Source organism: Magnetococcales bacterium, from assembly GCA_015232395.1.
In the GTDB taxonomy this organism is placed as follows: domain Bacteria; phylum Pseudomonadota; class Magnetococcia; order Magnetococcales; family JADFZT01; genus JADFZT01.
The window spans coordinates 1-21,084 of record JADFZT010000077.1 but is presented as its reverse complement, the minus strand read 5'-3'; the positions used below and the strand labels follow the sequence as shown (position 1 = coordinate 21,084).

10 protein-coding genes are annotated in these 21,084 nt (G+C 56.2%); 7 read left to right on the top strand and 3 right to left on the bottom strand.

Features of this window, described 5'->3' with window-relative positions; all coding sequences use genetic code 11:
* The first annotated feature begins 582 nt into the window (after positions 1 to 582).
* From HQL52_16740 to HQL52_16710, 7 genes are all read left to right on the top strand, one after another.
* Positions 583 to 2,838 carry a type I secretion system permease/ATPase gene (locus HQL52_16740; GenBank protein MBF0371099.1) on the top strand — a complete coding sequence of 752 codons (2,256 nt, stop codon included), beginning with the start codon at positions 583 to 585 and terminating at the stop codon, positions 2,836 to 2,838.
* The gene (locus HQL52_16735) at positions 2,835 to 4,160 is read left to right on the top strand and encodes an HlyD family type I secretion periplasmic adaptor subunit (GenBank protein MBF0371098.1); all 1,326 of its coding nucleotides are present in this window, start codon (positions 2,835 to 2,837) and stop codon (positions 4,158 to 4,160) included. Before HQL52_16740 ends, HQL52_16735 begins: the two co-directional genes overlap by 4 nt.
* A 637-nt stretch (positions 4,161 to 4,797) precedes the next feature.
* Positions 4,798 to 5,313 carry a phage tail protein gene (locus HQL52_16730; GenBank protein ID MBF0371097.1) on the top strand — a complete coding sequence of 172 codons (516 nt, stop codon included), beginning with the start codon at positions 4,798 to 4,800 and terminating at the stop codon, positions 5,311 to 5,313.
* A gap of 11 nt (positions 5,314 to 5,324) precedes the next feature.
* Positions 5,325 to 5,849, top strand: a complete 525-nt coding sequence (locus tag HQL52_16725) for a phage tail protein (protein MBF0371096.1) — start codon at positions 5,325 to 5,327, stop codon at positions 5,847 to 5,849.
* Positions 5,850 to 5,861: 12 nt separating this feature from the next.
* Positions 5,862 to 6,503, top strand: a complete 642-nt coding sequence (locus HQL52_16720; protein ID MBF0371095.1) for a phage tail protein — start codon at positions 5,862 to 5,864, stop codon at positions 6,501 to 6,503.
* Positions 6,504 to 6,512: 9 nt separating this feature from the next.
* Positions 6,513 to 7,058, top strand: coding sequence for a GNAT family N-acetyltransferase (locus HQL52_16715; protein MBF0371094.1), 546 nt, complete (start codon positions 6,513 to 6,515; stop codon positions 7,056 to 7,058).
* Between the two features lie 5 nt (positions 7,059 to 7,063).
* On the top strand, positions 7,064 to 7,372 hold the full coding sequence (locus HQL52_16710; GenBank protein ID MBF0371093.1) for a hypothetical protein: 309 nt from the start codon (positions 7,064 to 7,066) through the stop codon (positions 7,370 to 7,372).
* A gap of 121 nt (positions 7,373 to 7,493) precedes the next feature.
* On the opposite strand, the gene HQL52_16705 is transcribed toward HQL52_16710, so the two are convergent.
* The 3 genes from HQL52_16705 to HQL52_16695 form a co-directional block, all read right to left on the bottom strand.
* Entirely contained in the window at positions 7,494 to 9,725 is a 2,232-nt protein-coding gene (locus HQL52_16705) for a sulfotransferase (GenBank protein MBF0371092.1), read from the bottom strand.
* Between the two features lie 21 nt (positions 9,726 to 9,746).
* Positions 9,747 to 18,647, bottom strand: coding sequence for a cadherin domain-containing protein (locus HQL52_16700; protein ID MBF0371091.1), 8,901 nt, complete (start codon positions 18,645 to 18,647; stop codon positions 9,747 to 9,749).
* A 68-nt stretch (positions 18,648 to 18,715) separates the two neighbouring features.
* Positions 18,716 to 19,972, bottom strand: coding sequence for a TolC family outer membrane protein (locus tag HQL52_16695; GenBank protein ID MBF0371090.1), 1,257 nt, complete (start codon positions 19,970 to 19,972; stop codon positions 18,716 to 18,718).
* Between the last annotated feature and the right edge of the window lie 1,112 nt (positions 19,973 to 21,084).

Here is a 21,084-nt window from a genome sequence, read left to right as displayed (position 1 = left end):
TTAGGCCCTTTCAAATCCAACCGGCCCCCTCTGGGGGCCTTCATCAAACCACCCGCTCTGCGGGTGGTACCTGATTTTTTTTGCACAAAAAAATAGGCGGACACAACCATTTGAAATCGTTCATGCTTTCAGAAATGATGGGGTTCGAACGATGCCTTGCTTTGGAAGGGATTGAGACGAATCCACCGGGGTGAGGGTGCGCTCGAAAATCGGTTCGAACGATACCCTGCTTTGGAAGGGATTGAGGCTCCCAACTTTGCTTGAGCTCCTCCCAACTTTGCTTGAGCTCCTCCCAACTTTGTTCGAACGATGCCCTGCTTTGGAAGGGATTGAGACGTCGCGCCTGGTATTGCTTGGTTGTGGATTTCTGTTCGAACGATGCCCTGCTTTGGAATGGGTTGAGAATCATGGTAGTCGGGGGAGTGGTGGGGTAGGGTGGTTTTATGATTGCCGGGAATCACGGCATAACCATGCCGAACGGGCGCTGATCATCCAGGCTGGGGAGTTGGGGGTGGGGAATGGTTTTTCAGGGCCGACGATGACGACGCATCCCTTTGGTTCATCCGAAGGGGAGGGGGGATTATGAGTGTTGCGGATTCCTTGAATCATCCGGAGCAGATCAACGACCCCTTGCTTGCTTGCCTGGCTGAAATAACCCGCCTGCTCAACGCCCCCCGTTCTCCCGTCTCCCTGGCAGCGGGGCTGCCCCTGGAAGGGGAGGGGGTGACCCCAGGATGGCTGGTCAGAGCGGCGCAACAAGCGGGTTTTTCGGCTCGCCTGCTCTCCCTCTCCCTGGCCGATATTTCCCCCCTGACCCTCCCCTGCCTGCTCTTTCTGGAAGGCCAAAAAGCCTGCCTTCTCACCGGCTGGAACGAGGCGGACGAGGCCCTGGTTCTTTTTCCGGAGAGCGCCCCGGGGGTGACATCGATCAGCCGGGAAAAGCTGGCTGAAAATTATATCGGCACCGCTCTCTTTGTTCGCCCCAAACCCCAAACCGACACCCCCCGTCCCAGAGGTGGAAAACACACCCCCCGGAGCTGGTTTTGGCCGGAGGTGGGACGCCACGGTTTCAGCATTGCCCAGGTGCTCGCCGCATCGGTCGCCATCAACCTTCTGGGGCTGGCCGTACCGCTCTTCGTGATGAACGTCTATGACCGGGTGGTGCCCAATCAGGCCATGGAAACCTTGTGGGTTTTGGCGTTGGGGGTGGGGCTGGCCTTACTGTTCGATTTTGCCCTGCGTTCATTGCGTTACTATTTTATCGATCTCACCGGTCGCAACCTCGACACCCTGCTTTCAGCACGCATCTTTGAAAAAATCATGCGCCTGGGACTCAGCCAACGTCCTGGTTCCGCTGGTGCCTTGGCCAATCGGGTGCGCTCTTTCGAAAACCTTCGGGATTTTTTTACCTCCGCCACCCTGGTAGCCTTCGTCGATCTCCCTTTTGCCGGGCTCTTTATCCTGGTGATCGGCTTGTTGGGGGGGATGCAAATGGCCGCTATTCCCCTGGTGGTCGCCTTGACGGTGATCCTGGTCGGGTTGATGTTTCAGGTGCCGCTCTTTCGACGCATGGGCAGCAATCACCAGGAAACCACCCGCAAGCACGGTTTTTTGGTGGAAGCGATCCAGCGGCTGGAGATGATCAAAATATTAGGGGCCGAAGGACGCATGCAGGCCCGCTGGGAGCGGCTGACCGACGCCATGAGCGAAGCGGCCATGGGGGAGCGGTGGCTGGCGAGCTTGTTCCAGTTTTTCGCCACCTTCATCGCCCAGAGCGCCTATGTGGGATTGATCCTGGTGGGGGTTTATGGCATCGCTCGGGGTGAGTTGACTTTGGGCGGTCTTATCGCCTGCGTGATTCTCGGGGGACGGGTGATGGCCCCTATTCTTCAGATCGCCGCCGTTTTGGCCCGGCTGCAACAGGCCCGGGTGGCTCTGGGGGGGCTCAACCAGCTGATGGCGCTACCCGAAGAGCGCCCCCCGCAACAGCAGTGGCTCCACCGCCCAACCATCCAGGGCAGCCTCACCTTTCGACAGCTCTTTTTCCGCTATCCGGAGCAGACGGAATCAGCCATCCGGCAACTCAATCTGTCTATCCAGGCGGGCGAAAGGGTGGGGATTATAGGCCGCTCGGGCTCCGGTAAAAGCACCCTGCTCAAGCTGATAACAGCTCTCTACACCCCTCAAAACGGCCAGGTTTTGGTGGATGGCATTGATGTGGGGCAGTTGGACCCTGCCCAATTGCGTCACGCTGTGGGGTATGCCCAGCAGGAGAGCGCCCTGTTTTCCGGCTCCCTGCGAGACAACATCGCCATGGGGGGGAGCGCTCATCCGGACGACACCACCCTCTTGCAGGCCCTGGCCCTGACCGGTATGGAATCTCTGGCCCAGCGTCATCCTTCCGGTTTGGATCGCTCGGTAGGCACCCAGGGGGGGAATCTTTCCGGTGGGGAGCGCCAGGCGGTCTCCCTGGCTCGGGCTCTGGTGGAATCGCGCCCCATTCTGTTGCTGGATGAACCGACCTCCGCCATGGATCTGGCGGCAGAGCGTCTCTTTATCAGACGATTGGGGGAGTCCCTGGGCAGCCGCACCCTGCTCCTGGTGACCCAACGCACCGGACTGCTGGCGTTGGTTGACCGCTTGATCGTGCTGGATCAGGGGCGGGTTTTGGCTGATGGCCCCCGGGATGACGTTTTCAAAGCCTTGAATGAGGGGCGCCTTGATCCTCCCCCACCTTCCGGAATACCGACCTCTTCCCCCTCTGCTGAAGCCCCCCAACTTTCTAATGCCACCCAACCGTCTGATTCCCACAATAACATCCGTGGCGGGCGGTCATGAATAGCTCTGACAGGTGGGATCAGACCGATTTTTTTCCCGAAGCGGAAGCGGCCCGTCGGCGGCGTCCTCGTTTGGCCGCTGCCGGGCTTCTCCTGCTCCTGCTCCTGCTGCTGGCCACTTTCGCGGGGTGGGCGGGGTTGACTGAAATCGATGAGATGACCCGGGCTGAGGGCAAGGTGGTCTCCTCCAGCAAGACCCAGATTGTGCAAAACCTGGAAGGGGGCATGCTTGGTGAATTGTTGGTCCAGGAAGGCCAAACAGTGGATCAAAACCAACCCTTGCTGCGTATCGACAGCACCATCGCCACCGCCCAACTGCAAAAAAGCCGGGCGGAATATTTGAGCCTTACCGGCAAGCTTGCCCGTCTGGATGGGGAAATCGAAAACCGCCTCCCCCGTTTTCCCGCAGATCTGTTGCAGGAAGCCCCGGAGGTGGCCCAGAACGAAAAAGCCCTCTTCCAGGTCCGCAAGCAAGCGCTGACCAACGAGTTGGCCATCCTGGAGCGTCAGGTGGGGCAGCGGCGTCAGGAGTTGGTGGAGTTGCAGTCCAAAGTGACCGGGCTGGAAAAAACCGCTGCCCTGCTCATGGAAGAGTTGACCCTCACCCGTCCACTTCTGGCGGATGGGGCTGTTTCGAAGATCGACCTGTTGCGCCTGGAGCGTCAGTTTGCTCAGCAAGAGAGTGAGCTGAAGGTGATCAAGCTCGCTATTCCCCGTGTAAAATCAGCCCTCAAGGAGGCTGTGGGGCGGGTGGAGGGGGCGCGGTTGACTTTCCATTCGGAGTCGTTGGATTTAAAAAATGCCGTGGTGGCGCGTCTATCCGCCATCCGGGAAGTGGCCACCGCCGAGCAGGATCGGGTGCGCAGAACCGAGGTGATCGCACCGGTTCGGGGAATCGTCAAAGTCATTCATTTTACCACCCCTGGTGCTGTCATCCGGGCGGGTGAAGCCATCGTTGAAATCGTGCCGATAGATGATTTGTTGCGGATTGAAGCCTGGGTCTCTCCCCGGGATGTTGCTTTTTTACGTCCGGGGCTGGCTGCGGCGGTAAACATCACCGCCTATGATGCCGCCATCTACGGCACTCTGGATGCCCAGCTACAAGAGATCAGCGCCGATACTTTTGCCGACGAAAAGGGCTACAGCTTTTTCCGTATCTATCTGACCACCCAGAACAGCGGCTTCGGTAATCCCCAAAACCCCCTCCCCATCATTCCGGGCATGACCGCCTCCGTGGATATCATCACCGGGAAAAAAACCATCCTGGACTATCTTCTCAAGCCTATCCGAAGAGCCCAGAAACGGGCCTTGCGAGAACGATAGAGTTATCCAAGCACCCCCGCTCCGTTTTTACCCTGCCATCGATTTTACCCCCTTGCCTTGAAATCACTTGACGACTGATTATTGATGAATTATATTATAACACATTTGGAAGCGATGTGTTTGATGTTCATCACCCCAAGTTAATTATTTTGATAAAACCACATCGCATAGTTTGTTTTTTTGGGGCAATAATGCCAACTAATGTATGTTTTGTCGTGACATCAAAGCGGCTGTCTGGTGGATGTTTTGTGGCAGCCTTAAAAACATAAAATAATTAAATAATTGGACGTATTTTTCCTGGATGATATTGATTTAATGGTATGAAAATAAAACCAAAAATCCCATTTGCTCCTCCCAGAGCGATTCTGCTCATGAACTCTCACGGCCATCCAACCCGTTCGCGCGCTTACGCGTTCCTGCACAGTGATGTCCGGGAATCCATGCCCCCATTACCACCCAAACCCCAAGTCCCATCGACCATTGGCAGGGAGGGGTAGACGAACCTCTGTGATGATTGTTGCAAGGTGTTGTTTTTAAGTAAATTTTCAGGTTATTTCATGCAAGTTTTATGGTGGGGAAAAGCTGAATCGCTGCACCTGGCTTGGCTTTTTCATGCTCAACTAAGAAAGGAGAAATAATGTCAGATCCATATTTGGGAGAGATCCGAATGATGGGTTTCAACTATGCGCCGGAGGGCTGGTCACAATGCAATGGAACGCTCATTGCCATCAGCCAGTACACCGCCCTCTACTCACTCATTGGTTCACAATTCGGCGGGGATGACCGAACCAACTTTGCGCTTCCGGATCTTCGGGGACGGGTTCCCATCCATCCCGATCCAGATGACATCATCCGTCAAGGGTATGCGGGCGGCATGGAGGCCGTTCCTCTGATGCATGACAACCTACCCAGCCACAAACATACGCTCTATGCCACCCAGGAGTCGGGAGATCAAACCGATCCTGAAAAACGGCTTCTGGCCAACTATCCCGGCGGCGATGCCTTTGGCTCCCCCACAAACAGCAATGTCACCGCCATGGCCGACGGATCGGTTGCTACTACCGGTAGCGGCCAAGCCCACTCCAACATGCAGCCCTACCTGGTAGTCAATTTCTGTATTGCCATGGAAGGCATCTATCCAAGCAGACCGTAGGGGAGACAAAAATGGAATCATACCTCGGCGAAATCAAACTGTTCGCAGGCAGCCGCATACCCAGATACTGGCTGGCATGCAATGGACAAACCTTGAGCATCAACGAATATAGCGACCTCTATGCCCTCTACGGCACCACCTATGGAGGAGACGGTATCAGCTCTTTTTCCTTGCCCGACATGCGGGGACGCATCCCGTTGCACCAAGGCACAGCCCCCTTCTTGTCCTCACGATTCATTGGGGAAAAAGCAGGTACGGAGACAGTCAAACTCACCGTCTCTCACATCCCTCAACACGACCATGACCTGAACGGCATCACCGATGCGGCGGACTCCAACGATCCGCAAAACAGACTTCCCGCCAAGGTGGGTGACAAACAGAAGTTTTATACAGAGGCTCCCGGAACAGCCAATGCCAACATGTATAGCGGCGCCATCGCTTCCACCGGCTCCGACAACGCCCATGAAAACCGGCAACCCACCCTGGGCTTGAACTTTATCGTCTGTGTCCATGGTGTTTTCCCAAAACGCAGCTAAAAGGAGCCTGTAATGGCTGACAGTTATCTCGGTGAAATCCGACTTTTTCCATACACCTTCAACCCCAGGGATTGGCTCTTCTGTGACGGGCAGATCCTTTCCATCAGTCAATACAGCGCCCTTTTCAGCATTCTGGGAGCCACCTATGGTGGGGATGGGCGATCCAACATGCAGCTGCCCGACCTCAAAGGGCGCGCACCCATACATCCCGGAACCGGCTCTGGGCTGAGCAGCTACAGCCTGGGTCAAAAATCCGGCACGGAAGGTGTCGTAATCTCCAGCGACCAAATGCCCGCCCACAGCCACCAGTTGAAGGGCAGCCATGTCAGCGGCAGCGATACGACCTATGCCACCCAAACCGATCCCGCTGATCACTTTCTCGGTCAAGCGGAGGGTGATCCCTCAGCCCGCGGTGGGCAAGTACTGAAACATTATAAAGAACCATCGCTGTCGGCAGGTGCTGAAGCGGCGGATTCTGACCTGACAACGCCCTCCGAAAGCGGCATTCGCCCTCTCAGCAGCAGCCAAATCGTCCCCATGCATGAGGATGCCCTCTCCACAAGCGGCAACAACCAAGCGCACCAAAACATGCAGCCCTATCTCGCCATCAATTACTGTATCTGCATCGATGGGGAATACCCTTCACCAGGCTAGGGGGGCAGTGTGTTGGAAAAACGCATACCGGAAGAAAAAACCGCCTTGCCGGAATTGAGTCTGCGCCCGGTCGAAGAGGGAGACACCCCTTTTTTGCGCGAGATGTTTGGAGATACCCGGGCATTGGAGGTGACCTACCTGGAAGGGAGTGAGGCCGACAAGCAGGCGTTTTTGGATCTACAGTTCGCGTTGCAGTCCCGATCCTACTGGAAGAACAACCCGGATGGCCGTTTCGATATCATCCTGCTGGGAGAAACACCCATCGGTCGGCTCTATGTCAACCGAAGCCCATACAATATCCACATCATCGATATCACCCTACACAACCGTTATCAAAGACAGGGGATCGGCAGCCGCATTCTGAAAAGCCTGCAAAACGAAGCCGGCGCCTTCCAGGGCAGCCTGAGCATCATGGTCGAGGATTTCAATCCAGCCGTGAAGCTTTACGAACGTCTGGGTTTTGGCGCAGTGGAAACCCATGGGGTCCACATACAGATGAGATGGCCAAGCCGGAATGCTGAACCCACCCCCGTTACCCGACCCACTGGAGATTGACAGTCATGAGCGAACACCTGAAAAAAGTCACCATCGATACGTTCAACAAGCACATCAACGGCGTCATCGATCTTTTCGATGGCAGAAACACCCATACCCTCAAAGTAGAGGAGGTGGTAGCGAGCAGACACGAAGGCGCACCGGGTGAACGACAGCCTTTCCGGCTGATTCTCGTTGGCAAGAAGGACAGCCACATTCCCGAGGGGCATTACGAACTCGACATCAAGGGGTCCGGCAAAACCGCCGACGTGCATATGACCCGGTTTCATATGGCAGACCACCGCACACCGCACTATCAGATTATTTTCAACTAAGAGAGCAATGCCCGTTCGGTGAGGTTGCAATCTCCCGGGCTGCTGGTCCTGCCCCTGACCCTGACCGTGAAAGTGGCCGTGTCTGCTTTCACGGTCAGGGGTGAAAGGGGCCTTACGCTTTTTATGCAGGTTGCTCGGGGGGGGATGTGGCATGGTCATCCCTCCCCGATAGCACATCCTCCAACGGCCCAAGAAACTTGGCATAATTGCGCCACCTTTGCCGGGAGGTCTTGTAGATGGGTTGGCGTACCTGCCAGACGCTGGCAGTTTTGACCGATCGCTCCAATTTTTGAAATTCCAACACCGATGGATCCCATTCCAAGCCCAAATAATCCAGCATGCGGCGAACCTGCACCTCCGGCTCCTCTACCAGCTCCTCATAGCGTACATCCAGAATCTTTCCCGGCAATACTTCATGCCAGTGATCCATGAGATGCTGATAATCGAGATAGTGGAAACCAAACTCCCGCAAATCGAAGGCGTAGCCCAGGCCGTGGGATTTGGCGGCAAAGTCCAGAAAATAGCTGGATATGGCCACATCCCTCGGTTCGCGCATGCAGTGAATGATGGCGGCGTTCGGAAACAATAGTTGAATCAAGCCGATATGACGAAAATTGTGCGGCAACTTGTTGATGACGAAATCGGCATCGGGATCGAATTTTTGCAACTCCGTCAGACAATAACGGGCCATTTTGGCAATTTGGACCGAAGATAGGGTTGCCATGCACTCTGGATAGGGCGGACCTGTACCCAAATGCCGTCCCATCACCGTCAAACCCTGTGCCCAAGTGGTGATTTGTCCCAACTCACCTGCGCCGAACAGCCTCGGGTGGCTGGCCAAAATTTGCTCCACCAGGGTGGTTCCGGAACGGGGCATGCCGAGCACGAAAACGGGTAATCGGGAAGGGTCGCCACCCCCCTGGCGTTGCTCGAAGAGTGACCGGGTAAAAGTGGCCATGATTCGCTCGGTCTCCCGTTGGATTTCCATCGAATCGTAGGTGAGCCAGGCACGCCTTACCTTGTTGGCCTGATGGGCACAACTGAAAGCACGATCATAGTCACCCCGATGCTCCCAGGCCCGAGCCAGCTCGAAATAGATGCCAGCTGCCACCGATCCCCCCAAACCAGGACGGGCAGCAGCTTGTTCCAGCATTTCCAATTGGACGGGATCATCGGGATAGTGGCGGGCGCGAATCAGGAAAGTTTGGCCAATGGTTGGTGTTTTTTTAGAAATTTTTTCGAAAAGGGTTATACCTTCTTCGATCCGTCCAAGCTGAACCAGAAGATGGCCCAATTTATTCAGGGCCAGGGTGTTCTCGGGATCAATGGCTAAAGCGTGCCGATATTCTTCCTCCGCAGCCTGAACGTTTCCCTTCTCCTCCTCCACCCCCGCCAGGGTACAGAGCGCCGTCACATGTTGCGGCCCCTCTCTTTCACTGGTAAGGAAGAGCGCTTTCTGCACCGCCTTTTCGGCCTGAAAAACCGCTTTGGAACGCAGGAAAACAGTCGCCAACTGCACCCAGAGAGTGGCACTTTCCGGCTCCAGTTCGACCGCTTTCTGCAACAGGGGAATCGCCTCAAAAAAACGTCCTCTGGCCTCGGAAAGAATCGAAAATCCCTCTAATGCCCGTACGTTGGTTGGATTTTTGGCCAGGGCCTGCCGATAATGAAACTCAGCTTCATCATGCCGATCACGACCGGCGGCGATCATGGCTGCCAACCGGTCGAATTGAGTAGAGCCCGACCCGGGAACCGCAGCGCTGCGATAAAGCGTTTCCGCTTCATCCAACCGACCTGATCCGACCAAGGCTTCGAGCCGTATTTCCCACGCCAGGGAGCCGGAATCACCGGGAAGGTCGTCCACCTGCCCCAAGTAGTCCAGAGCTTTCTGCCAACGTTCCACCCGTACCATGACTCGGGCCAGATTTACTCGAAAACCCGGGTTGCCGGGTAACAGCGCCAGTGCATTTTCAAACGCTTCGATGGCCTGTTCGAATCGGCCCAAGAGCGCCAGCGCCAATCCCAGGCGGTTGTGAATGTAGCCATCATCCGGAGCCTGGGCCGCTGCCTCTTCCAGGTTGGTTACCGCCTGGGCGGCAAACCCCAACAGTAAAAGCCCCCCTCCAAGATCCGCCAAGGCGAGCCCATCCAGGAGTTCCCGCTGGCGGGTCGCTTCAGCCAAAAAATGGCGGCCCTCCTCTTGTTGCCCTTGCTGGATCAGGCTCATCCCCAACAAGGCGGCGGCCTCCAGCCCACGAGCACCCCCGGCGGCCACGAGAGAACGGCACTGCGCCACGATATCTTGTGGCCCCTCTTTCCGCTGCCGATCACGTAGTTGTGCCAGACTGACCAATTGTGGAAGTTCTTCCGATGATCACTGATAGACGAAATCGTTTACCGTCAAATCGTTTGGCAGGCCCGTTGCTAAAGTGGTGCTGGAAGCAAGCGTCAAAAGAATCGCCAAAGTGCTTTGGTTGGGTACAAAGGAGGTCCCATACCAAAAACCGAGTGGAACAGGTGTAGCTCCATTCATTGTTGTCCCATTTTGAAAAATGATCCCATCATAGGTGGCTACCGTTCCGGTGACAGCACCTTGTCCAGTAAAGGTTGAATTCAGCAAATCGATGATATCTTCGTCTTTGTTGAAGTCCGATAGATCGACGCTAAAAATTCCGTCCCAGACCACCGTATCCACCACACCATCGGAAAAAGTGCCGGTAAAGGTATTGTCTGCCGTCACGGTAATAGTACTGCCGCCGGCGTCATCATCATCGGTGATGGTGGCTGTCACCTGGTTGGGGGTGCCTTCCGTGCCGTTGGTGGGGTCACCATCGATATCGACAATGATGGTTTCGTCATTATCATCATCGTCATCATCGACAACGGTCAGGGTGATGGTGCCGGTGGTGTCTCCGGCGGCGATGGTGATGGAAGTTCCGCTCGCCGTATAGTCGGTGGTATCGGTGGCGGTGCCGGAAATAGCCAGATCGACCGTCACATCGTAGCTGGAGGCCGCATCCAGGGTGGCGGTCACCGTGGCCACATCGGTACCGGCCTCGGTGGGGGTGTCGTCGTCGATGCTCAGGGTCACCTCGGGGGGATCATCATCATCGGCAAAGGTGGCGGTTACTTGCTGGGCGGTGGCCTCATTGCCGTTGACGACTGAGCTGATATCGACAATGGCGGTCTCTCCCGCTTCGTCCAATGTATCATCCACCCCGGTCAAGGTGATGGTGCCGGTGGTGTCTCCTGCGGCGATGACGATGGAGGCCGCACTCGCGGTATAATCGGTTCCACCATCCGTAGCCGTACCGCTCAAAGCGAGATTGACCGTGACATCCTGGCCAGAGGCAGCAGCCAATGTCGCCGTCACCGTCGCCACTCCCCCCGCTTCACCCGGGGTGGTGTCGTCGATGCTCAGAGTGACATCGGGTGGGTCGTCATCGTCAGCCAGAGTCGCCGTCACCTGCTGGGAGCCATCTTCCGTACCGTTGGTAACACTGCTGATGTCAACAATGGCGGTTTCACCAGTCTCATCCAGGGTATCATCCACCCCGGTCAAGGTGATGGTGCCGGTAGTATCTCCAGCTGCGATGACGATGGAGGCTCCACTCGCAGTATAATCGGTTCCACTGTCCGTGGCCGTGCCGGAAAAGGCGAGATTGACTGTCACATCCCGACCGGAAGCGGCATCCAGTGTGGCCGTCACCGTGGCCACGCCACCCGCTTCGGCTGGGGTGGTGTCATCGATACTCAAGGTGACGCTGGGGGCATCATCATCGTCGGCGATGGTTGCTGTGACTTGCTGAGAGCCATCTTCAGCGCCGTTGGTCACCGAATCGATATCGACAATGACCGTCTCTCCCGCTTCATCCAAGGCATCATTCACCCCAGTCAAGGTGATGGTGCCGGTGGTATCTCCAGCGGCGATGACAATGGAGGTTGCGCTGGCCGTATAATCCGTACCACTCCCCGTGGCGGTGCCGGAAAGGGACAGAGCCACCGTGACATCCTGAGAAGAAGCCGCATCCAGAGTGGCTGTGACCGTGGCCACACCACCCCCTTCGGCTGGGGCGTTGTCATCGATACTCAAGCTGACGTTGGGAGGGTCGTCATCGTCGGCGTAAGTTGCCGTGACCTGCTGGGAACCATCTTCCGTACCGTTGGTGACACTGTTGATGTCAACAATAGCGGTCTCTCCCACCTCATCCAGGGTATCATCCACCCCGGTCAAGGTGATGGTGCCGGTGGTATCTCCTGCGGCGATAACGATGGAGGCTCCACTCGCGGTATAATCGGTCCCACTGTCCGTGGCCGTACCGGAAAAGGTGAGATTGACCGTCACATCCCGACCGGAAGCGGCATCCAATGTGGCTGTGACCGTGGCCACGCCACCCGCTTCTGCCGGGGTGGTGTCATCGATACTCAAGGTGACGCTGGGGGCATCATCGTCATCGGCATAAGTCGCCGTCACCTGCTGGGAACCATCTTCCGTACCGTTGGTGACACTGCTGATATCAACAACCGCAGTCTCTCCCGCCTCATCCAAGGCATCATCCACACCGGTCAGGGTGATGGTGCCGGTGGTATCCCCTGCGGCGATAACGATGGAGGCCCCACTCGCGGTATAATCGGTTCCACTGTCCGTAGCCGTGCCGGAAAAGGCGAGATTGACCGTCACATCCCGACCGGAAGCGGCATCCAATGTGGCCGTCACCGTGGCCACGCCACCTGCTTCTGCCGGGGTGGTGTCATCGATACTCAAGGTGACGCTGGGGGCATCATCGTCATCGGCAAAGGTCGCTGTGACCTGTTGGGCGCCATCCTCGTTGGCGTTGATCACCGAATCGATATCGACGATGGCGGTCTCACCCGCTTCATCCAGGACATCATCCACCCCTGTCAGGGTGATGGTGCCGGTGGTATCTCCCGCGGAGATGACGATGGAGGTTTCACTCGCGGTATAGTCCGTACCACTCCCCGTAGCGGTTCCGGAGAGAGCCAGGGTCACCGTGACATCCTGGGGGGAAGCCTCGCTCAGGGTAGCCGTGACCGTGGCCACGCCACCCGCTTCATTTGGAGTGGTGTCATCAATGCTTAAAGTCACGTCCGGGGAATCATCGTCAGCGATGGTCGCCGTCACCTGCTGGGTACCGTCCTCTGTGCCGTTGGTCACCGAAGAGATATCGACGATAGCGGTCTCATCCCCTTCGACCAGGGCGTCATCCACCCCGGTCAAGGTGATGGTGCCGGTGGTGTCTCCAGCTGCGATCACAATGGCGGCTCCACTCGCCGTATAGTCGGTCCCACTGTCGGTCGCCGTGCCGCTGAAAGCGAGATTGACCGTGACATCCTGACTGGAAGCGGCATCCAACGTGGCGGTTACGGTTGCGACACCGCCTGCTTCGGCTGGGGCGTTGTCATCCAGGCTCAAGGTGACGTTAGGGGGATCGTCGTCGTCGGTAATGGTCGCTGTCACCTGCTGGGAACCATCTTCCGTACCATTGACGACACTGCTGATATCAACAATGGCTGTCTCTCCCACCTCATCCAGGGCGTCATCCACCCCGGTCAAAGTGACGGTGCCGGTGGTATCTCCTGCCGCGATGACAATGGCGGCTCCACTCGCGGTATAGTCAGTCCCTCCGTCCGTCGCCGTACCACTCAAAGCCAGATTGACCGTCACATCCCGACCGGAAGCGGCATCCAGAGTCGCCGTCACCGTGGCCACCCCTCCGGCTTCATCTGGGGTGGTGTCATCGATACTCAGAGTGACGTTGGGGGCATCGTCGTCGTCGGCAATAGTCGCCGTCACCTGCTGGGAACCATCTTCCGTGCCGTTGGTCACCGAGTCGATATCAACGATAGCGGTCTCACCGGCTTCATCCAGGGCATCATCCACCCCGGTCAGGGTGATGGTGCCGGTGGTCTCTCCAGCAGCGATAACGATAGAGGCCCCACTCGCGCTATAGTCGGCCCCCCCGTCGGTCGCGGTACCCGAAAAAGCCAGGTTCACCGTCACATCCCGCCCCGAAGCGGCATCCAGCGTTGCCGTCACCGTGCTTACCCCACCAGCTTCAGCCGGAGCATTATCATCCAGGCTCAAGGTTACGTTGGGGGGATCGTCGTCATCGGCAATGGTTGCTGTGACCTGCTGGGTGCCGCTTTCACTGGCGTTGGTCACCGAATCGATATCGACAATGATGGTCTCACCCGCTTCATCCAGCGCATCATCCTCCCCGGTCAAGGTGATGGTGCCGGTGGTATCTCCTGCCGAGATGACAATGGAAGTCCCACTCGCGGTATAATCGGTACCATTCCCCGTCGCTGTACCACTCAAAGCCAGCGTCACCGTGACATCTTGAGCGGATACCGCATCCAATGTTGCCGTCACCGTGGCCACACCACCTGCTTCGGCTGGGGCGTTGTCGTCCACATCCAAAGTGACCGATGTCACATCACCAATATCCACCGTGACTGTAGCTGTATCGGAACGACTTCCATCCGAGGCCTCCACCGTGAGGGTGTATTGATCGGTGGTGCTGTAATCCAGGTTGGTATTGTCGTCGATGGAGATCTGACCCGAGCTTGAGTCGATGGTAAAAATGGCGTCGGTGTTGCCTGAGGTGATGCTGTAGGAGAGGCTGTTGCCGTCGGCATCGCTGCCCGTCACCGGAGACCCCACCAGATCGCCATCGGCGGCATCTTCATCCACTGACAGCGTGGCATCACTGATCGATGGGGTGTTGTCATTGACGTTGGTGACACCAATCGTCACCGTGGCTGTGTCGGTCGCGGTTCCGTCAGAGGCTTCCACCGTCAGGGTGTGGGATCTTTCATCCTCATAATCCAGATGGTTGTTATCGGCAATGGTGATCTGGCCGGAGCTTTCGTCGATGGCGAAGATGGCGTCGTCATTTCCAGCGGTGATGCTGTAGGTTAGCGTATCCCCATCCACGTCAGTGGCGGTCACCGGGGAGCCGACCGCATCACCGTCGCTGGCACTTTCCCTGACGGAGAGGGTGGCATCTTCATAGACCGGGGCGGTATTGATGTTGCCGATATCCACCGATACCGTCGCCGTATCCGTAGCCGTTCCATCCGAGGCTTCCACTGTCAGGAGATATTGGCTGGTGGTGCTGTAATCCAGATTGCTGTTGTCGGCGATGGTGATCTGACCGGTGTCGGCATCAATAGTGAAAATTCCATCCCCATTGCCGCCGGTAATGGTGTAGGTGAGGGCATCCCCGTCCACATCGCTGCCCGTCACCGGCGATCCCACCAGATCGCCATTGGCGGCATTTTCATCCACTGCCAAGTTGGTATCCTCCAGCACCGGGGCGTTGTTGATGTTGCCGATATCCACCGATACCGTCGCCGTATCCGTAGCCGTTCCATCCGAGGCTTCCACCGTCAGGAGATATTGGCTGGTGGTGCTGTAATCCAGGTTGCTGTTGTCGGCGATGGTGATCTGGCCGGTGTCAGCCTCAATGGTGAAAATTCCATCCCCATTGCCGCCGGTAATGGTGTAGGTGAGGGCATCCCCGTCCACATCGCTGCCCGTTACCGGAGATCCCACCAGATCGCCATTGGCGGCATCTTCATCCACCGCCAAAGTGGCATTCTCCAGCACAGGGGCGTTGTTGACGTCAAAAGCCACCGTATCACTATCAGACAGTGTACCTGTACCATCATCAGTGGTGGTAACAGTCAGGGTGAACTCCTCTGTGCCCGCAGTCACTTCCACCCCGGCGGCGAGCACGCTGTTGATCTCTTCCGCACTGCCACTGATGGTGAGAGAGCCGTCGGAACCATCCACATCGGTCGCCGTAATATCCCCGGCAGTGACATCGGCAAAGGCCATCGCTTCGCCGTTGCTGGTAGAAAGCGTCAAGGTCAGGGTGTCGCCGTCGGGGTCGGTCACGGCCAGGTTGGAGAGGGTGGTGGTGCTTCCTGCGATCACTTCCTGGGCATCCGGCACGCTATGGACCGGAGCGCTGTTGCTCCCAACCTCGAAGGCAATGGTATCGCTATCCACCAAAGCGCCGGTTCCGCCGTCGGTGGTGGTGACGGTCAGGGTAAAATCCTCATCCCCGGAGGATATTTCCAATCCGGCAGCCAATATGGAATTGAGACCGTTGGCGGTGGCGCGGAGGCTCAAGGTACCGTCCGAGCCATCGACATCAATCTTCACCACGCGTCGTGCGGCGTTGACATTGGTAAAGGCGATTGCTTGGCCATTGCTGGTGGAGATCACCAGGGTCAAAGCACCACCATCGGCATCGGATACGGAAATATCCGTCAGCGTCGTGGTGCTGTTTTCATCCACCGTTTGTGTGCCAGGCACCGTATTGACCGGGGCATTGTTGACGGAAAAGTCCACCGAGCCGCTCTCTGAGAGAGCCCCTGCGCCATCGTCGGTGGTGGTCATGTTCAGGGTAAAGTCATCGATGCCTGAGGTGACCTCCAATCCGGCTGCCAGGAGGGCGTTCAGTTCGTCGGTGCTGCCACTGACGGTTAGGGAGCCATCGGAACCATCGGTATCCGTGCCGGTGATGTTTCCGGCGCTGATATCAGCGAAAGCGATTGTTTCGTTGTTGCTGGTGGAGAAAACCAGGGTCAAAAGATCCCCGTCAGCGTTGGGATCGGTTACCGATATATTGGAAATCGTCGTCGTGCTGTTTTCCGCCACCGACTGCCCCCCAGGGAGGGTGTTGACCGGGGCATTGTTGACGCCAAAGGCGACCGTATCGTTGTCGGAGAGGGTTCCCGGGCCATCATCGGTGGTGACAACCGTCAACGAAAAATCCCCACTCCCCGAGGTTATTTCCAATCCAGCCGCCAACACGGCATTGATCTCATCCCCACTGCCAATGATGGTGAGAGAACCGTCAGAGCCATCGGTATCGACCCCGGTGACCTGACCTGCGTTGAGGTTGGAAAAGGCCAGCGCTTCATGATTGCTGGTAGCCAAAACCAGGGTCAGGGTATCGCCATCGGTATCGGCCACCCGAAGGTCGGAGAGGGTTGTGGTGCTGTTTTCAGCCATCTCCTGGGGGCTGGACAGGGTGTTGACGGGGGCGTCGTTGGCCAAAACCGTAAAAGCGATACTATCGACATCTTCCAGGTAACCCTCACCGTCATCGGTGGTGGTCACAGTCAGGATAAAATCATCCACGCCGGAGGTTATTTCCAAGCCAGCAGCCAACACGGCATTCAGCTCCTCCACAGCGCCGCTGATGGAGAGGGAGCCGTCGGAACCATCCGTATCGATGCCGGTGACCGTTCCAGCGTTGATGTTGGTAAGAGCCAGGGCTTCGCTGTTGCTGGTAGTCAGAACCAGGGTCAAAGCATCGCCATCTTCATCAGCGACGGAGAGATTGGTGAGGATCGTTGTGTTGTTTTCCACAACTTCCTGGCTGCTGGGTACCGTGTTTACCGGGGCATTGTTCACCTCTACTGTAAACGCGACCGTATCGACATCCGCCAGGCTGTTTTGACCATCATCGGTGGTGGTCATGGTCAGGATAAACGCCACCACACCGGGGGTCACTTCCACACCGGCAGCCAACACCCCATTCAGGTCGTCCACAGAGCCACTGATGGAGAGGGAGCCGTCTGAGCCATCGGTATCGATGCCGGTGACGCTTCCGGCGGTCATATCTAAAAATGCCAACGCTTCGTTGTTGCTGGTGGCAAGAACCAGGGTCAGGGTGTCTCCATCGATATCAGCGACCCTCAGATCCGTCAAAACCGTGGGGATGTTTCCCTCACTCTCCCGGGCATCCGGCACGGTATTGATCGGGGCGTTGTTGACGGTAAACGCCATGGAATTACTGCTGGTCAAGTTACCCACACCGTCGTCGGTGGCGGTCATGGTCAGGGAAAAATCGACTTCGCCAGCGCTCACCCGTACACCAGCAGCCAGAACGGTGTTTAGATCAGCCACCGAACCACTGATGGAGAGGCTGCCATCAGACCCATCCACATCCAAGGCATCCACCGAAGCGGCATCCACATTGACAAAGGCGAGACCATCCCCGCCATCGCTGGTCAAAACAACAGTCAGTTCATCCCCATTGGCATCGGCCACCGAAAGATCGTTCAGGGTGACGCTGTAAAATTCTGCCATCTCCCGGGGCGTGGCCAGATCGATTTGGGGGGCATTGTTGACAGTGACAACCAGGCTATCCTGATCTGAACCGGCGTTGCTGGCATCATCGACAATCCCCACCAGCAGGGTGAGATCTTCCGTCCCCATCGCCACCTCGACCCCAGCCGCCAAAACGGTATTCAAGTCGGTCGCCGAACCACTCAGGGAGATTTCGCCATCAGAGCCATTTCCATCCACCAAGGTGATGGAGGCTGCATCGCTGTCGGTCAGAGAGAGCGCCTCACCACCACTGCTGGAGAGGGTTACGGTGAGGTTGTCTCCATCGGAATCCTCGACCTGGATTTCCCTCAAAGTGAAGCTGGTATTTTCCGGGGCGGTTAAATCGTCTGACGACAGGGTGATCAGCGGCGCTTCATTGGACTGGGAGACCAGATTGCCCACCATATTGGAATCGGTGTTTGAGGGGGGGCTGGTCGTTGTTGTTGTGGTCGTCGTGGGGGTGGTCAGATCCGGGGGATCCACAGTCGAATCGGTGGTGGTCTCTTCTTCCTGTGGCTCATCGGTGTTTTCTTCAGGTTCGACAGTTGTGGAAGTCGGCGTGGATGGGGTGGTTGTGGTGGTCGGTGTGGTTTGTGGGGTAGAGGTGTCGTTGACATAAGGGGCGTCGGCGGAAAAAGTGGCCACCTTGTCCAGCAGGGTTACAGATTGGATGGGGGGGATATTACTATTGCTACCACCCGGTTGTTGCAGGATCAGGACGGCCCCATCGACAAAGGAGACATGCACCTGACCATCGACGATCTTGATTTCCAGAACGTCGGAGTCATTGGCATCGATCTTGACCTCTTCTCCGGAAACAACATCTACCTCCAGGACTGTGCCGGGGGGTGGTTTTGCCAGAAGAGTCTCGGCAGCGCCGCCACTGCTGGATCCATCGTTGGTTTCAGCCGGGGGAGGGGAGTCACCGGGGGATTGGGTTTCATCCGATTGGCCCGTCGGTTCATTTTGAGCCAGCAGAATGGTTTCACCACTGCCAAGCCCGCCTCCTGTAAACCCACCCCCCGGGAATCCGCCAAACCCCGTTTCCACACCCGATTCACCTGGGAGAGGCATGCCGTTATCCAACCATAAGCCTCCCGACTCCGACCCCTGCTTGCTCATGACCTGTCCCCTCGTGCCAAACCCTTAAATGTCATTTTTAAAGTTATTTGGAATATTGGTTGACCGACTCACGGTAGGCTTGATGGGGAGGCGATACCGAATGATTCCAATAGTTTCCCCTGGGCGGTCAAGAGCCGATAGGCGGCAAACAGTGTGCGATTTTGCTCCCGGGATTCATTGCTACGGGAGATAAACAGATCATTTTCGGCATCCAGCAGATCCAGGAGTGTCCGCTTGCCCAATAGATATTGTTGTTGGTAGGCTTTTCGTACTTTTTGGTTTGTAATGACCTGGGAGGCAAAGGTTTTGTGCTGGGATTGCGCGACCATCCAGGCGTTGTGAGCCTCTTTGACCGCCTCGGCGACATCCCGAAGAATACGTTCCAGGTTGCTTTGGTTACGCTTGAGCAGAAACTCTGCTTCCCGGACGCGATAAAAATCAGATCCCCCCGCAAACAGGTTCATGTTCATGACCAGCATGGTGCTGAAGGATTCGCTGCGACCTGGGGTGCCGGAAAGGTTACGGTCCAGGTTGCCGGTCAATTCCAGATCCACACTGGGATAAAAGGCGGATTTGCGTTGCTGAATTTCGGCCTTTGCCTGAGCGACCAGGGCTTGGGCCTTGATCACGTCGGCATTGTTTTTCTGGGCGATGAGAATGGCGCTTTCCAGGTCGTCGGAAAGTGCTGTGGGAAGGGGGGGGGTGTTCAGCGACTCCGGTTGTTCACCTACCAGAGTGACGAAATTGTTTTGGGTATCCAGAAGAGCCCCTTCGGATCGGGTGATGACCGCATCGACATTCTTGATTTTTGCCAGAACCTGGCTCTCCTCGGAGCGACTGCTGAGATTTTGTTTGATGCGTTTTTGCACCAGGGTGAGAATTCCCTGGTGAGCCTTGAGGTTTTCCTTGGCCAGTTGGATTTGCCGCTCTTCCTGGAGAACGTCGAGATAGGCCTTGGTCACCTTTAGCGCAATCTCTTCGCTCACTCCCCGCTCTTTCCATTTGGCCCCCAAGACGCCAGCCTGGGCACTTTCCACCGATGAGCGTGTACCCAGCCCCTGGAACAGATTTTGACGCAGGGTCAGGCTGAGTTCGGTGCGTTCCAGCTCGTCATCCCCTCCGGTCCGGCCTCTGGTGGCAGGGTTGTCGGCATATTCATAGCCATCACCACCGCGTAGATTCAGCGTTGGAAAATAACCCGAACGGGCCTGTCCTATTCGCTCGTTGGCCGCCAGGCTTTCGTAGTGAAGTGCGGCCACCTCCGGATAGCTTTTCAATGCCTGAGCCACTGTGGCAGAAAGGTTTTGGGCCAAGGCTTTCGTCATAACGGTTGACATGCCAACGATAAAAAACATAAACATCAGTATAAACTTGGATTTTTGCATCTTTATTTTGCCTGATAATTTTTCTGTAGCGGGTAAAAGTTATATTTGATCAGATAATCCGACCCTGTAAACATACTATAGTGATATATGATGATGCTAATGTCAACACACTAATCCGTGTTCAAGTAAATTCCTGAAGTTAATCAAGCTCATGATGACTCATTTCACTGATTTCGACATGAATCCCGGATAGTGTCGACACGACTATCTGCCTCACTGAAGCAAGCCCGATGGCATGTTTGCTATAGCTTTCCCTCCGAGTATGGTTTCAATTTCCATGTTGGGATGGCGTATACAGAGAGGAAACAAGTATCATGGCAAAACAAAATGGTTATAGGACTGGGAAAGATTGTCGGGAATCGATAAGAATCGGTTGTTTGGTCTGCCTGAATGGGGGGGTGAGGTGTGATGGTGGGTGAGATTGAGGTGGATTCCACTTTTGGTTTCATGGCAGTGTGATGAACCATTTGGAACGGATCAAAAAATAGAGGGGATTTAACAGGAGGTACAGGGGGGTGGAATCTTGCCGAAACTTTCTGGGTCCGGTTTATCCAACAGATTTCCCTTTGATGCGGTGAACGAGGGGCCTGGGGAGTTCAATGGGTTGAAATTTGGTACCTGCCGTGTTCGTGTGAATATACAAAAGATGGATTGAATAAAGCGTGTCCACTATTGCCAGCACACCGTATTCTTTCTTAGTATCATTTTTCCAGAAGCAACCCAACTCAAAGGATTTATGGGGCGGGATCGGTGCAGATCAAACCCTTTAACCTCGTAACACCCTGTTTCAACCGATGGGTGGAGCAAGTCAGGAGAACACCTTGAAATCTTATGTGATGGCTTTTTCAGGCTACAGACAACGCTTGTTGCAAACATTGGCAGTTCGACCGGTTCGCACTTTCAGGTCTCCGTTTGTCCGTGGCCTGCTCCTGGGTGTCCTGACTTTGGGGCTGACCGTACCCATGGCTCATGCAGGAGTCCCCCGAAAAAAGTCCGTTCAAGCTTGATAGCATTCCCAGGCCAGTTGACTGCTTGATGTGAAAATCTCACCA

Bases quoted from the DNA above. Each gene is read 5' to 3' on its own strand.
- HQL52_16740 (MBF0371099.1), top strand. From the start codon at position 583: ATGAGTGTTGCGGATTCCTTGAATCATCCGGAGCAGATCAACGACCCC.
- HQL52_16735 (MBF0371098.1), top strand. From the start codon at position 2,835: ATGAATAGCTCTGACAGGTGGGATCAGACCGATTTTTTTCCCGAAGCG.
- HQL52_16730 (MBF0371097.1), top strand. From the start codon at position 4,798: ATGTCAGATCCATATTTGGGAGAGATCCGAATGATGGGTTTCAACTAT.
- HQL52_16725 (MBF0371096.1), top strand. From the start codon at position 5,325: ATGGAATCATACCTCGGCGAAATCAAACTGTTCGCAGGCAGCCGCATA.
- HQL52_16720 (MBF0371095.1), top strand. From the start codon at position 5,862: ATGGCTGACAGTTATCTCGGTGAAATCCGACTTTTTCCATACACCTTC.
- HQL52_16710 (MBF0371093.1), top strand. From the start codon at position 7,064: ATGAGCGAACACCTGAAAAAAGTCACCATCGATACGTTCAACAAGCAC.
- HQL52_16700 (MBF0371091.1), bottom strand. From the start codon at position 18,647: ATGAGCAAGCAGGGGTCGGAGTCGGGAGGCTTATGGTTGGATAACGGC.
- HQL52_16695 (MBF0371090.1), bottom strand. From the start codon at position 19,972: ATGACGAAAGCCTTGGCCCAAAACCTTTCTGCCACAGTGGCTCAGGCA.